9 protein-coding genes are annotated in these 14,567 nt (G+C 72.3%); 5 read left to right on the plus strand and 4 right to left on the minus strand.

What is annotated here, in order from left to right:
- Window positions 1-108 precede the first annotated feature (108 nt).
- Both AB0I67_RS03610 and AB0I67_RS03615 read left to right on the plus strand, forming a co-directional pair.
- Entirely contained in the window at window positions 109-4,281 is a 4,173-nt protein-coding gene (locus tag AB0I67_RS03610) for an alpha-(1->3)-arabinofuranosyltransferase (protein ID WP_357916962.1), read from the plus strand.
- A complete protein-coding gene (locus AB0I67_RS03615; RefSeq protein WP_357916965.1) occupies window positions 4,278-6,122 on the plus strand; it encodes a hypothetical protein in 1,845 nt (614 codons plus the stop codon). Before AB0I67_RS03610 ends, AB0I67_RS03615 begins: the two co-directional genes overlap by 4 nt.
- Here AB0I67_RS03615 and AB0I67_RS03620 read toward each other — a convergent pair.
- On the minus strand, window positions 6,069-8,624 hold the full coding sequence (locus AB0I67_RS03620; protein ID WP_357916968.1) for an acyltransferase family protein: 2,556 nt from the start codon (window positions 8,622-8,624) through the stop codon (window positions 6,069-6,071). The two genes, AB0I67_RS03615 and AB0I67_RS03620, sit on opposite strands and share 54 nt — an antisense overlap.
- Complete coding sequence (locus AB0I67_RS03625) at window positions 8,621-9,838, minus strand: acyltransferase (protein WP_357916971.1); 1,218 nt, start codon at window positions 9,836-9,838, stop codon at window positions 8,621-8,623. Before AB0I67_RS03625 ends, AB0I67_RS03620 begins: the two co-directional genes overlap by 4 nt.
- Window positions 9,839-9,930: 92 nt before the next feature.
- Here AB0I67_RS03625 and AB0I67_RS03630 point away from each other — a divergent pair, with 92 nt between their 5' ends.
- From AB0I67_RS03630 to AB0I67_RS03640, 3 genes are all read left to right on the plus strand, one after another.
- Complete coding sequence (locus AB0I67_RS03630; RefSeq protein WP_357916974.1) at window positions 9,931-10,842, plus strand: DUF3068 domain-containing protein; 912 nt, start codon at window positions 9,931-9,933, stop codon at window positions 10,840-10,842.
- 139 nt (window positions 10,843-10,981) lie between these two features.
- Window positions 10,982-11,890: a DUF3068 domain-containing protein gene (locus tag AB0I67_RS03635; protein WP_357916977.1), complete on the plus strand. Its 909-nt coding sequence runs from the start codon at window positions 10,982-10,984 to the stop codon at window positions 11,888-11,890.
- 55 nt (window positions 11,891-11,945) lie between these two features.
- Entirely contained in the window at window positions 11,946-13,046 is a 1,101-nt protein-coding gene (locus tag AB0I67_RS03640; RefSeq protein ID WP_357916980.1) for a nitronate monooxygenase family protein, read from the plus strand.
- On the opposite strand, the gene AB0I67_RS03645 is transcribed toward AB0I67_RS03640, so the two are convergent.
- Together AB0I67_RS03645 and AB0I67_RS03650 are read right to left on the minus strand one after the other, a co-directional pair.
- The gene (locus AB0I67_RS03645; RefSeq protein WP_357916983.1) at window positions 13,043-13,852 is read right to left on the minus strand and encodes a crotonase/enoyl-CoA hydratase family protein; all 810 of its coding nucleotides are present in this window, start codon (window positions 13,850-13,852) and stop codon (window positions 13,043-13,045) included. The genes AB0I67_RS03640 and AB0I67_RS03645 overlap by 4 nt on opposite strands.
- Before the next feature lie 56 nt (window positions 13,853-13,908).
- Window positions 13,909-14,541 (minus strand): class F sortase, encoded by a 633-nt coding sequence (locus AB0I67_RS03650; protein ID WP_357916986.1) that lies wholly within the window; start codon window positions 14,539-14,541, stop codon window positions 13,909-13,911.
- Between the last annotated feature and the right edge of the window lie 26 nt (window positions 14,542-14,567).

The raw sequence follows: 14,567 nt of genomic DNA on the forward strand, positions 1-14,567 counted from the left end.
AGAACGTGTTGCGATTCAGCAGGCCCCCGCTTCTTTCCTGGCCAGTAACAATTGGAAGACGCGTCTGGTTCCGGCGGCGGAACGCGCTCTAGCCTCGGATCTGTCCAGATGAGGGGATATGACGACGTGGAACCGCGCTTCAGGCACTGGCTCAGGCTGTTCGCCGGATGCGTCGGGCTCCTCTGCGTCACCTTCTCCACCGCGCCCGAGCGGATCATCTCCGAGACCAAGCTCGACATGCCGGTCAACCCGCTGGGCTTCCTGGAACGGGCGCTGAGCCTGTGGGACCCGGCGCACTTCGGGCACCTGCAGAACCAGGCCTACGGCTACCTGTTCCCGATGGGCCCCTTCTACGCGGTGGCCGACTGGGCGGGGATGCCGGACTGGATGGCCCAGCGGCTGTGGATGGGGCTGGTGCTCTGCGCCGCGTTCGCCGGAATGATCTACCTCGGCCGGGCGCTGGGCATCGGCACGCCCGACACCCGGGCGCTGGGCGCCCTCGCCTACGCGCTGGCCCCGCACGCCCAGGCACTGATCGGGGTCAACTCCTCGGAGTTCCTGCCCAGCGCCATCGTCCCGTGGATGCTCATCCCGCTGGTGCGCGGCAGCCGGGAGGGCGCCGACGTCCGGCGCGCCGCCGCGCAGTCGGCCCTGATCTTCGTGCTGTGCGGCGGCATCAACGCCGCCGCCGAACTGGCCGTGCTGCTGATCCCGCTGCTCTACCTGCTCACCAGGAAGTCCGGGCCCCGGCGGCGCCGGCTGCTGGCCTGGTGGCTGGGCTGCATCGCCGCGGTCTCGTTCTGGTGGCTGGCCCCGCTGGTCATCCTGGGCCGCTACATCTTCTCCTTCATGCCGTTCACCGAGAACGCCGTCACCACGACCGGCGTCACCTCGCTGGCCAACACCCTGCGCGGCGCCGCCAACTGGCTGGGCTACCTGCCCGTCGACGGGCTGCCCTGGTGGCCGGCGGCCTTCGAGCACTCCACCCGCCCGTGGCTGATCCTGGCCACCGCCGCGGTGGCGGCGCTCGGGCTGGTCGGGCTGATGCGGCGCAGTATGCCGGAACGGACCTTTCTGGCGCTCCTGACCATCCTCGGCACCGCGATCATGGTCACCGGGCACGTGAGCGTGATCGCCAACCCGCTCGCGCCCGAGGTGCGCGACCTGTTCGACGGGGTGCTGTCGGCCTTCCGCAACATCCACAAGTTTGACGCGCTGGTCCGGCTGCCGCTCGCGCTCGGCCTGGCCCACCTGCCGGTGCTGATCGCCTGGCGGCTGCGCCGGCCGCTCACGTTCGTCGCGGCGGCGCTGGTGGGCGCCACGCTGATCCCCATCGCCACCGTGGGCCTGGCCGCCCGCGGCTCGATGCAGGAGATCCCGCCCTATTGGCGGGACGCGGCGGCCTGGCTCAACGCCAACACCGGGCGGCAGAGCGTGCTGGCCGCCCCGGGGTCCCGCTGGGGCGAGTACCTCTGGGGCCGGCCGATGGACGAGCCCATGCAGCCGCTGCTCAACGTGCGCTGGGTGAGCCGCACCATCGTGCCGTGGGGCTCGCCCGGCATGACGCGGCTGCTGGACGCCATCGACGAGCGGATCGCCACCGGGCGGGGCTCGCGCGGGCTGTCGCAGGTGCTCGCCCGGATCGGCGTGCGGTACGTGCTGGTGCGCAACGACCTCGACAAGTTCTCGATCCAGGGCGCCTGGCCGGCCCGCGTCCACCAGGCCATCGAGGACACCCCCGGGCTCAAGCTGGTCAAGGCGTTCGGCCCGGCGGTCGGCGACCCCAACGCGGGCAGCGCGTCCAACTGGTTCAACCAGCCCTACCACGCGCTGGAGATCTACGAGGTGGCCGAGGCCGCGCCCATCGCCGCCACCGTCCCGGCGGCCGAGCCGCTGCGCGTCACCGGCGGGCCCGAAGCGCTGCTGCACCTGGCCGACCAGGGCCTGCTCCAGAACGACCGGCCCATCCTCATCGGGGACGAGGGTACGGCGGAGCAGATCCCCATGGCCGACACGGTCGTCACCGACACCCTGCGCCGGCGCGAGGTGGCCTTCAGCGACCTGCGCTTCGCCGGGTCGCAGACGCTCGCCGCCGACGAGCCGTTCCGCCGCAAGGCGGCCCAGCACGACCTGCTCGACCCGGAGTGGAACAGCCACATGGCGGTGGCGGAGCTGGCCGGGCTGGCGAGCGTGACGGCCTCCTCCTCGGCCGCCGACATCACCTCGGTGCCCAGCGGGCGCGACCCGGCTCGCATGCCGTACGCCGCGGTGGACGGCGACAGCCGTACCGCCTGGTGGTCGGACGGGTGGAAGGGCGCGGTCGGCGAGTGGCTGGAGCTGAAGTTCACCCAGCCGATCATGCTGCCGCACGTCGAGGTGACCTTCAGCAAGCTGGTCGGCCCCGCGGTGACCGAGGTGGAGATCGAGCTGGACGGCGGCCAGAAGCTGCGCCACCCGGTGACGGCCACCACGGGCTCCCAGCTCATCCCGGTGCCGCCGGTGGTCACGCAGCGGATGCGCATCACGGTGACCAAGATCGCCTGGCCGCCGAGGAGCCCGGTCGGCACCCGGGTCGGCATCGTGGACCTGAAGGTGCCGAAGCTGCTGAGCTCGCGCTCCGTGGCCGTGCCGCTCCCGGCGACGAAGGACCGCGAGCTGCCGGACTACCTGCTGACCGGCGGCACCGGCTCGGCGCCCGGCTGCATGCGCGGCTCGTCGATCTGGACCTGCTCGCCCGAACTGCAGATCCGCGGCGAGGACGGTTACGGCTTCAGCCGGACGATCACCTCGCCCGCCGACAGCAGGCGCGAGGCCGAGGGGCTGGCCGTGCTCAGCGACCCGGCCGCCGCCGCCAAGGCCACCACCTTCCCGAACCTCTACCCGAAGATCAGGGCCTCCTCCACGCTGGTCGAGCACGGCGCCGCGCTCGGCGGCTCGGCGTTCGACGGCGACCTCAAGACCATCTGGTACGCGGGCGGCTTCGACACTCGGCCCAGCCTGACGATCGAGCTGGAGAAGCGGACCAAGCTCAACCGGATCCGGGTGCACTACGCCAACCTGCTGCTGGATCCGGCGCCCATGCGGGTGCTGCTGACCGCCGGCAACGAGACACGCACCGGCTACCTCGACGCCGAGGGCTTCTTCCGGTTCAAGGCGCTGGCCGCCAAGCAGTTCAGGGTGCAGTTCCTGCCCGCCCCCAGCCAGCGGGTCCAGATCGCCGAGCTGGAGATCCCGGGCGTCGTGCCCGTGGGAGCGCCCGACGAGCTGCCGATCCGGACGGTCTGCGGCGCCGGGCCGGTCCTGTCGGTGAACGGCGCGGAGATCCCGACCCGGATCGTCGGCGGGACCGTCGACGACATCCTGCAGGGCCGGCCGCTGACCTTCCGCACCTGCGCGAACTGGGGCCTGGCCGAAGGCAAGAACCACCTCGCCTTCTCCGTGCAGGACCCCTACCGCGTCACCGCGCTGCGCGTCCACGCGCCGATCGAGAAGCCCCGCCCGCCGGTCGTGCGCACCGAGGCGAAGGTCGAGAAGTGGACCCCGGACAGCCGCGTGCTGACCTACACCGCGGCGACCCGCTCCTACCTGGTGGTCAACGAGAACTACAACGCCGGCTGGATCGCGACGGTCGCGGGCAAGCGGCTGCAGCCGGTCCGGCTCGACGGCTGGCGGCAGGCGTGGCTGGTCGAGCCGGCCGACGCGGGCCGGGTCGTGATCACCTACGAGCCCGAGGTCGCCTACCGCGCGGCCCTGGCGGCGGGCGGCGCGCTGGTCCTGCTCGTGCTCCTGCTGGCCGCCTGGCGGGGCAGGCCGGCCGGCTCGCGGACCCTGCCGGCGATACCGCCCGCGAGCGTGCCGGGCAGGCTGGTGCCGCTCGTCGCGGTCGCGACCGGCCTGTGGGTGGGCGGGATCTTCGGCGTGATCGGCGTCGCGCTCAGCTACGCCCTGCTCGCCGGCATGCGGGCGGCGCCGGCCCGGAACCCCGACATGGCGCCGGGGGTGCGCCGCTGGGTGCACGCGATCTGCTCGCCCGTGACCGGCGGCGCCTTCCTGATCCTGGCCGGGTGCTCCATGGCCCTCGGCCACCTGCTGGCCGGCGGACAGCACCTCGACCTCGCCGCGGCGCTGCGCGACGCGGTGAGCCAGATGCTCTGCCTGCCGCTGCTCGGGCGGCTGGTGCTGGCCCTGCACGGCGAGCCCGAGCCGGCCGGACCACCCGATGACATGACGACGAAGCCCCTGGCCGCAGAGCTGGCCGAGCCGGTGAGGAGCCTTCGATGACCCTGGTCGTGACCACGCAGCCGCCCACCCTGCGCCGGGCCTCGGTGCCGGGCCGCTGGGTGTTCCCGCTGGCCCTGGTCCTGCTGGCCGGTCAGCTGGCCCTGCTGGGCTGGGTGGTCGGCGGCTCGTTCTTCAAGGAGGACGACTTCCACCTGATGGTCCGGGTCACCGAGCCGGGCGCTGGGGTGGGCATGCTCTTCGAGTCGCACGCCGGCCGGTTCATGCCCGCGGTCCTCGCGCTCGGGTGGCTGCTGGCCAAGATCGACGCCTACGGCTGGGTGCTGGTCACGGCCGTGGTCCAGGTGGTGCAGGCGGCGGCCTCGCTGGCGGTGCTGCGGATGCTGACGACCGCGTTCGGCCGGCGCCCGACGGTGTTGCTGCCGTTCGCGCTCTACCTGTTCTGGCCGCTCGCGCTGCCCGCCCTGACCGCGTGGGCCGCGGCGATGCAGACCGTGCTGGTCCATCTGGCGATCGCCTTGGCCGTCACGTCCTACCTGCTCCTGGTGCGCTGGGGCGGGCGCGGCCACGCGGCGGGCGTGGCCGGCTGGAGCCTGCTCGGCATGCTCGCCGACGGCTCCGCCCTGCTGATCCCGGTCCTGCTGCTCGCGCTGCACGCGATCTTCCTGGCCGGGGAGCGGGGGCGGGGCGCGCTGGTGGAAGCCGTCCGCTCGCGGCCGGTCTTCTGGGCCCTGTACGGCTCAGCCACCGCGGTCGTGGCCCTGCTGCACCTGACCTACCGGCTGGGAGCCCGGCCCGCCGGCCTGCCGTCGGGCTCGGACGCCTTCGCGTTCCTGGTGCGCGTGGCCGGGGAGACCTTCGGCGCCGGCCTGGCGGGCGGTCCGGTGCGCTGGCACTTCCTGCGCCCCGACTACGGCGTGGCCCTGCCCGAGCCGCCGGTGACCCTGGCCGCCTGGATCCTGGTCCTGCTCGTGGTCTGGGCTTCGATCCGCACCCGTGGCCGCCGCCCGGCCCTGGGGGCGTGGGCGATCCTCGCCGGATTCCTCCTGGTCTCGACGGTGGTGCCCGCGCTGCTGTGGACGGTGCCCGCCGCCGGTTCCTTCGCGGGCACCGAGACCCGGCTGGTGGCGCACCTCACGCCGGTGGCGGCGCTCTGCCTGGCGGCGGCCTTCCTGCCGTTCGCCGGCGAGCACCGCACGGGGGAGCGGCATCCGGCGGGACGGGTGCTGACCTCGACCGGCCTGGTCCTGGTCGCCGCGGTGACCGCGCTGTCGTGCTGGAGCGCCGCGGCGCTCGCCCGGGGGATGGACAGCTCCCAGGTGCGGACCTACCTGGCCACCGCGGAGGCGGAGCTGGCCAAGGTGTCGTCGGGCACGCAGATCTACGACGGCTACGTGCCCAGGTTCGTCATGTTCCCCTGGTTCGGGGAGGACCGGCTGACCTCGAAGGTGCTCGCTCCGCTGGCGCGGCCTGCCGTACAGGACGTCATGCGGGACCCGAAGCCGGCCGCCGCCCCGGTCGTCTTCGACGAGTCGGGACGCCTGCGGCCGATGACCGTCGCGCCGATCGTCGCCGTGCGCGCGCCCAAGCAGGGCTGCTACCGCTCGGTCAAGGGGCTGATCGACGTGCCGCTCGGCGCGGACCTGCCGCCCCGGACCTACACCGTGGCGATGTCCTACATCGCCAGCCGTCCCTCGCTGGCCGTGCTCTCCTTCGGCGGCCGGCAGGTGCGCATGAACCTGGAGCGCGGCGTGCGCCTGGTGCAGTTGCAGGTGCCCGAGGCGGGCGGCCCGCTGGTGCGGATCGGCGGGCTCACCGAGGGCACCACGCTATGCGTCAGCGGACTCAACCTGGGCAGCCCGATCCCGGTCCCGGGCCGCTGAGGGCCGGCCGAGGTAGCGCCCCAGCTTGTGGAAGGGCTCCTCCACGGCGTGGTAGGAGAGCACCGACAGCACGATCGTGCCGGCGGCGGCGATGCCCAGCACCTGCCAGAAGTCGCCGCCGAGGAAGAGCGTGTTCCCGATGACGAGGTAGTAGCCGTAGATCACGACGAACTGCCAGAGGAAGATCCCGTAGGAGATCTTGCCGAGGTAGCGCACGACCGGGTTGCCGAAGATCAGCGTGGCCAGGCCGCGGCGACCGGCGAAGGCCGAGGGCGCCACGAGGAACAGGCCGACCAGCGCCGACAGCAGGGCCTTGCCGGTGCCTTCCTGCGCGGGCGCGACGCCCAGGTGCAGCGGGCCGGTCATCGGGGTGCTGGCGACGGCGTAGGCGGCCACCGCCATCGTCCACGACAGCGGGGCGAGCCGGCTCACGCCCGAGCAGAAACGGGCGAGCCTGCCGTCCGGCTCCAGCTCGGCCCAGACCGCCAGCACCGCCAGCGCCATGCCGGGAGCGAACCACAGCAGGTAGCGCGGCAGGATCATGTTGATCTCCGGCGGCACGCCGGGCAGGTGCGCCACGAAGACCACGCCCATGGAGAGCGCCGCCATGACCAGGAGCGCGACCAGCAGCCGCACCGCCCGCGCGGCCACGCTCACCGCCCGGCCGGCCAGCCAGGTCAGGACCGCGCCGAGCAGGGGCAGCACCAGGTAGAAGGCGATCTCCACCGACAACGACCAGACCTGCTCGATGCCGCGGCCCTCGGCGCGCTGCCACCAGGAGTCCACGTCGTAGATCTGCAGGAGCAGCAGCCACTTGGCCCAGAACCACTGCGAGGCGCTGTGCGCCTGGTTGAACAGGGTCAGCGCGACGGCCGCCACCAGCCAGTAGGCCGGCACGATGCGGAACAGCCGGCGCAGCAGGTAGGCCCGCGTGTCCGGTGCGGCCGTGCCCGCCAGCGCCGCCCTGGCCCACGGCTTGTAGAGCAGCAGGCCGGACAGGGTGAAGAAGATGGCCACGCCGATGTCGCCCCGCGAGGCGAGCCAGGCGCCCCAGCCCTCGGTCAGGCCGGTCTTGGCGGCCACGTGGAAGACCAGGACGGCCAGGGCTGCGACGGCACGGACGCCGTCGAGGGCGTCGATGTGCTCACCGGCGGGCCGCTTCACCTTCGCCGGCTTCACCGGCTTCTCCGGCTTCTCTGGCCGCGTCGGTCGCGGCTCGGCGGCCTTCGGCGCCTCCGGCCGCTTCTCGGGCAGCGGCGCGAGCGGGACGCTCTCCCGCGCGGGCGCGGCGGCCTGCGCGGTCATGCTGCCCTGCACCCGGGAGAACGGCGCTTCCAGCAGGTAGTAGGTGAGCGTGGCGAGCAGGAGCGTGATCAGCAGGCTCAGCGGCAGCACGTACCAGAAGCCGCCGCTGAAGTAGGGGGTGCCGGTGAACCGGTAGATCGCCTCCAGGGCCACGAACTGCCACAGGAAGATGCCGTAGGAGATCTGCCCCAGGAACCGCATCACCGGCCCGCTGAGCCGGCGCGCGTACCCGGTCTGACCCGGCCGCGCGCAGACGAGCGGCGCGATCAGCAGGAAGGTGATGCAGGTGTGCAGGACCAGCCGCACCTCCTCGTGCAGCAGCGTCGTGTACGGATCACCGAAGCGGCCGACGATCGGTGTGGACAGCAGCAGGTAGCTCACCGCCGCCGCCACCAGGCACAGCGGGGTCGAGGCGGCGATGGTGTCCCGCAGCCGGCCGGCCCGCCGGGCGCCGGGCGAGTCGCCGTCCGCCCAGACCAGTAGCAACGCGATCCCCATGCCGACCGCGAAGAAGACGGCGTGGTGGGGCAGGAGCGCGTAGAGCCAGTAGATCCGCTCGGGATAGAACATGACGATCGCGAACAGGAACGACACCGCGCCCATCGCGAACAGCGCGGTCATCGCGCGGGCGGCCCGCCGGTCCCTGGTCTCGCCGCGCCGGGCGTAGCGGCCGATGAGCCAGGCGATGACCGGCAGCAGGAGGTAGAAGGCGACCTCGACGGCCAGGCTCCACATCTGGCCGAGCGCCGCGGGCCCCAGCCCGCCGTTGGGCCACTGCGCCGCCGGGTCGTAGATGTGCACCAGCAGCAACATCTGGACCCACTGCTTGACCGAGTAGCCGCCCGCCTCGGCGATCAGCGTCATCGCCACGATGACCGTCGCCCAGTAGCCGGGCAGGATGCGCAGGGCGCGGCGGCGCAGGTAGAGGCCCACGCCGGGCGCGGGGGTGCCGTCGACGATCCGCCGGGCCCAGGGCCGGAACAGCAGCAGCCCCGACAGGCCGAAGAAGACCGAGACCGCCAGGTCGCCGCGGGCCAGCAGGGCGCCGGTCACGCCGCTGACGCCGATGAAGCCGGTGATGCCGGCGGCGTGGTAGACGAGGATGGCCAGCGCCGCCACGGCCCGCAGGCCGGTGATGGCGTCGACGCGGGCTTCGAGCCGGGGCGCCGCCGGGGGCGCCGTCGTGGTCGCGGTCATCGCGGCTTCGCCCAGGCGCGTTCGATCCGCTTGCCGAGGATCCGGCCGGGGCGCTCCACGAGGTGGTAGGTCACCCACGCCATGGCCAGCGAGCCGATCAGGACCGGCAGCAGGACCGGGAAGAACGCCATGTCCAGGTAGGGCCGGCCGGTGAGGTCGTAGTACAGCCAGAGCAGCAGGATGTGCCAGGCGAACAGGCCGTAGGAGAGGTTGGCCAGCCAGACCATCGCCCGGTTGCCCAGCACCAGGTTGACCCGGGTGCGGCCGGGCGGCTGGAAGGCCACCGGGGCGATGAGCAGCAGGGCCATGAGCGTGTAGGCCAGCAGGCGGAAGGCGCTGTGCTGGATCTCCGGCCAGCCGCCCGGGACCTTCGGGCCGCCCAGCTCGGTGGCCGCCAGGCCGAAGATCAGGGCGGCGAGCGCGAAGCAGATGCCGGCGTTGCGCGCCAGCTCCGAGCAGGCACGGCCCACGCGCTCGGACAGCGGCGTGCCGGCTCGGGCCCAGACCCGCAGCACGCACAGCGCCATGCCCACGGCGAACCACGGGAAGTAGCGCGGCAGGATCCAGTCGAGCTGCATCGTGTAGCCCGGGAAGTGCACCACGAACAGGTAGCCGAACGAGGCGACGGAGAGCACGCCGAGCATGACCAGGACCCGGACCGCTCGCTGGTCCGGCGTGGGATCGCCGCGCCTGGCCAGCTTCGCCAGGCCCCACGCCAGCAGCGGCAGCACCAGGTAGAAGCTGAGGTCGACGGCGAGCGTCCACATCTGCTGCAGCCCGATCGGGCCGAGCTGGGCGCCCGGCCACCAGGGGCTGGGGTCGAAGAGGTGGACCAGCAGCAGCACCTTGACCCAGTCCCAGGCGTCCCGGATCTGCGGGAGGTTGTAGGCGACCAGGCAGGTGACCGCGACCAGCCAGTAGAGCGGGAAGATGCGCAGCAGGCGGCGGGTGAGGAAGGTCCGGGCGCTGGGCGGGCCGCCTTCGGTCAGCAGCGACCTGGCCCACGGCTGGTAGAGCAGAAGTCCCGAGATCGCGAAGAAGATCGCTACCCGCGCCTCGCCGCGGGCCATGAGCCAGGCCAGCGCACCGGTGCCGTACTGGAGCCCGACCACACCCGCCACGTGGAACACCAGCACGCCCAGCGCGGCCAGCACGCGCAATCCGTCGATGCCGTCCAGCCGTGCGGTGGAACGGGTATCAAGCTGGACCTGCATCAAGCTCCACCGGGGTGCGGGGGGAAGGTCGCATCAGGGTATCCCTAACCTAGAATCCGTTCCACTGTCGAGAAATAACAGGTGGGGCGCGGATGAGATCACCGGCGGGCATGGCCCTGATCGCTGCTGGCGCCTTCCTCGCGGGCCTCGCGCTCCTGCTGCCCGGCTACGTGGTGCGGGCGCTGACTGCGGCGCCGGCCGACCTGCGGACGACCTTCCTGATCCGGGCGGACGACGCCACCGTGCTCGACTCCGCCTACGGCCGGCTGCATCGCGGGGTCGAGGTGGAGGCGATCTCGGCGCTGGAGGGCGACGCCGACGCGGCCTCGGGCGACACGGTCGTCTGGAACAACGCCACGCTGCTGCGCCAGGGCGACCTGACCCTCGGCTACACCGAGCGGCGCTCGGCCTTCGACCGGTTCAGCGGCGAGTCGGTCAACTGCTGCGAGGCCCATGTCGGCGACCTGTCGGTGGTACGGCAGGCCGGACTGGCCTTCAAGTGGCCCGCCTTCACCCAGCCGCGCGCCTACCCGTTCTTCGACACCGTCACCCGCTCCGCGCTGCCCATGGAGTACGGGGGGAGCGAGGAGATCGACGGGCTGCTGGTCTACCGCTTCGTCCAGCAGGTGCCCGAGACCCGCACCGAGGCGGTGCCGGGCGGCGTGGCCGACACCAAGGGCCGCCGGCGCCCGGCGCACACGAGGGTGGAGCTGGAGCGGACCTTCTGGGTGGAGCCGGTGACCGGCACTCCGGTACGGCTGGCCGAACGCCGACGGCATACGATCGTCACCGACGACGGCGCGTTGCGGCAGCTCAGCCTGGAGGCCGACCTGGTCTCCGCGCCCGAGGAGGTCGCCGGGCGGGTGGCCGAGGTACGGGACAAGGTGGGCGTGCTGCGGCTGCTGGACCGGCCGGAGCTGCGCTGGTCGCTGACCGGCGCGGGCGTGCTGGCGATCGGGCTCGGGGTCGTGCTGGCGCTGCGCCGGAGGCGACCGGTCAGGTAGAACCTGTTTCGGTCACTATTTGGCATCCCCATCGTGACGCGGATCACTCTCGTGGATAACATTACCGGTCAGTAGAAACTCAGTTCCATTGCATCTCGGGCCCTCAGAACCCCCAGCAGGAGGATCCATGCGCCGGGTCGTGACAGTCGTACTCATCGGGATCGGGGCCTTTCTCATCGCACTCGCGGCCCTGATCAAGTTCTGGGCCGCGGATCAGCTCATCGCCTCCGGCGTCAAGGCCAACCAGTACGGCGTCTCCCAGCTCGAGGCCAAGGGCGCGCAGTACTTCTCCCGCCAGGACCTCAAGGTCCTCACCGCCGACCTCGACATCATCGTGACGACCCGCGGCGACGTGAAGGAGGCCACCGGCGAGCGGGTGGTCTGGGACGAGGCGATGGTCGTCAACGACCGCACCAACAACCGCCGCCTGATCGACCTGAGCGAGCGGCGCAGCGCCTTCGACAAGACGACCGGCGCCGGGATCAACTGCTGCGGCGTCAACGTCGGCAAGGAGCCGGTGCAACTGGAGGGGCAGATCTACAAGTGGCCCTTCAACGTGGAGAAGACCACCTACAAGGTCTTCAACAGCTCGGTGAAGAAGGCGCTGGACGCCAAGTTCGTCCGTGAGGACGTGGTCAACGGGCTGCCGGTGTACGTCTTCGAGATGACCGTCCCGGCGACCAAGACCGAGACGATGGTGGCGCCGGCCTCGGTGTTCAACGTCGAGGGCATCACCGGGGACATCCAGCTCGAGCGGTGGTACGAGGGCAAGAACACGTACTGGATCGAGCCGGTGACCGGGTCGCCGGTGCGCCAGGAGCAGCAGCGCCACGAGGTGCTCAAGGGCGTCGACGGGGTCGAGCGGGCCAAGGCCTTCGTGGCCGACGCCAAGATGACCGACGAGACGGTCAAGGGCCTGGTGGACAACGCTGCCAGCGGCAAGAGCCAGATCAACCTGCTGACCACCGTGATCCCGCTGTCGTTGCTGGGCGCGGGCATCGTGCTCCTGGCGGGTGGGATCCTGATCGGCCGGCGCCGCCGGGCCTAGCGGGCGCTTGGTCTGGGCCTAGCTAGAACGCGTTCCAGTTTGTATCGTCGGTCGCATGCGGACCCGTGTGACCGACCAGCTGGGCATCGAGTTTCCGATCTTCGCGTTCAGTCACTGCCGCGACGTCGTCGCGGCGGTGAGCCGGGCCGGGGGCATGGGCGTCCTGGGGGCGCTCTACTTCACCCCGGAGGAGCTCGAGACCGAGCTCGCCTGGATCGACGACCATGTGGACGGCCGGCCGTACGGCGTCGACGTGGTCATGCCGGCCTCCTACGAGGGGGCCGGGTTCGAGGCCGGGGAGCTGGTCGGCCGGCTCCAGGGCATGATCCCGGAGGGGCACCGGCGCTTCGTGGACGGCCTGCTGGCCGAGCACGGCGTGCCGGAGCTGTCCGGCGGCGAACCGGGCAAGGTCCTGCTCGGCTGGACAGACGCCACCGCCCGCCCCCAGGTCGAGGTGGCCCTGCGGCACCCGATCGCGCTGCTGGCCAACGCGCTCGGCCCCCCACCCGAAGACGTGGTACGGCAGGCGCACGAGCACGGCGTGCCGGTCGCCGCCCTGGCCTCCACCCCGCGGCACGCGATCAAGCAGGTCGAGGTGGGCGTGGACATCGTCGTCGCGCAGGGCACCGAGGCCGGCGGCCACACCGGGGAGATCACCACCATGGTGCTCATCCCGCAGGTCGTGGACGCGGTGGACGTGCCGGTGCTGGCCGCGGGCGGCATCGGCAACGGCCGCCAGATGGCCGCGGGCATGGCCCTGGGCGCCGAGGGCGTGTGGACCGGCTCGATCTGGCTGACCGTCGAGGAGGCCGACACCCCGGAGATGGCCCGGCGGCGCATCCTGGAGGCGACCTCGCGCGACACCGTGCGCTCGCGGTCGTGGACCGGCAAGCCGGCCCGGCTGCTGAAGAACGAGTGGACCGACGCGTGGGAGTCGGCCGGCTCGCCGGGCACGCTGCCGATGCCGCTGCAGTTCATGCTGGTCGCCGACGCGTTGCGGCGGATCGGCCGCTCCGACGCGGCCGAGCTCGCGACCTTCCCGGCCGGGCAGGTGATCGGGCAGATGAACCAGGTCAGGTCGGCCAAGGACGTGATCTTCGAGATGGTGTCGGAGTACGTCGAGACCATGGAGCGGCTGACCCGGCTCGGCGGCTAGCGGCCCTCGAAGCGCGCCGGGCGCTTCTCGGCGAACGCCCGCGAGCCCTCGCGGGCGTCCTCCGAACCGATCACCGGCCAGCCGAGCTCGTCGGACACCTTGAACGCCTCGGCCTCGGCCAGGCCCAGGGTGTCGCGGTAGGTGCGCAGGATGGCCTGGACGGCCAGCGGGCCGGAGGCGGCCACGTCCCCTGCCAGGTCGAGCGCGGCCGTCAGGGCCTGGCCGTCGGGCACGACCCGGTTGACCAGGCCCATCGCCAGCGCCTCGGCGGCGGTGATCGAGCGGCCGGTGAGCAGGAGGTCCATGGCGTGGCAGTAGGGGATCTGCCGCGGCAGCCGGATCGCCGCGCCGCCCATCGGGAACAGCGCGCGCTTGGCCTCGAACAGGCCGAGCGTGGCCGACTCGGCGACGACCCGCAGGTCGGTGCCGATGAGCAGTTCGGTGCCTCCGGCGACGGCGTAGCCCTCGACCGCGCAGACGATCGGCTTGGTCGGGACGTCCTGGCGCAGCAGGCCCTTCCAGTGGAAGTCGGGCAGGGCCGCGGCCCGGGCCTGGACCTCCGGGTCGGCGGAGGGCCGGCCCATGGCCTTGAGGTCGGCCCCGGCGCAGAAGGTGCCCTCGGCCCCGGTCAGCACGGCGACCCGGACCTCCGGCTCGGCCGAGACGTAGGCCCAGGCCGAGGCCAGGCCGACCAGCATGTCGGAGGACAGGGCGTTGCGGGCCTCGGGGCGGTTCATGGTGACGAGCACGACGTGGCCGTCGCGCTCGACTCGGCAGTGCGGGGTGCTGATCGGCAGGAGCTCCATGCGGCACAGCGTAAACAAGCGAGCGCTAGTTCACCAGCCGCCCGGGCTGAGCGTGGTCAGCTCACCAGGTGCGCATAGATGATGACGTTGTCCTCGTAGTGCCCGGTGGCCGGGTCGAACTCGCCGCCGCAGGTGATCAGCCGCAGCTCGGCCGCGTCGGCCGGGCCGTACACCTTCTGGGTGGGGAAGGCGTCCTTGTCCACCCGCTCCAGGCTGTCCACCGCGAACGTCGCGGTCGAGCCGTCGGCACGCGCGACCTCGATCGAGTCGCCCGGCTCCAGGGTGTGCGCCCGGTGGAAGACCGCGGGCTTGCCGTAGGCGTCCACGTGCCCGACCAGCACGGCCGCGCCCCGCTCGCCGGGGGTGGGCCGGTGCTTGTACCAGCCGACCAGGTCCGGCTCGCTCAGCGGCGGCACCTCGATCGTCTGGTCGGCGTTGAGCCCCACCGGGTCGATCGTCGCCGTCTTGACGCCGATCTTCGGGATGGAGATCGTGGCCGGCTCCGACTCGGGCAGCACCGCGGCCTCCTCGGTGAAGACCGCCGGCTCGGCCGCGGGACTGGCCGCCGCCACCGGCAGCTCGGCCGCGTGGGCCGGCTGGACGGGCGTGCCGCGCAGCGCCCCGGCCACCATCAGCAGCCCGCAGAAGACCAGCATCGCCGCGGCGACCTGGGTCAGTGTGCTCCTCATCTCGCTCCCCGTGGATGCCCCGAAAG

Source organism: Nonomuraea sp. NPDC050310, from assembly GCF_040655795.1.
Taxonomy (GTDB): Bacteria; Actinomycetota; Actinomycetes; order Streptosporangiales; family Streptosporangiaceae; genus Nonomuraea.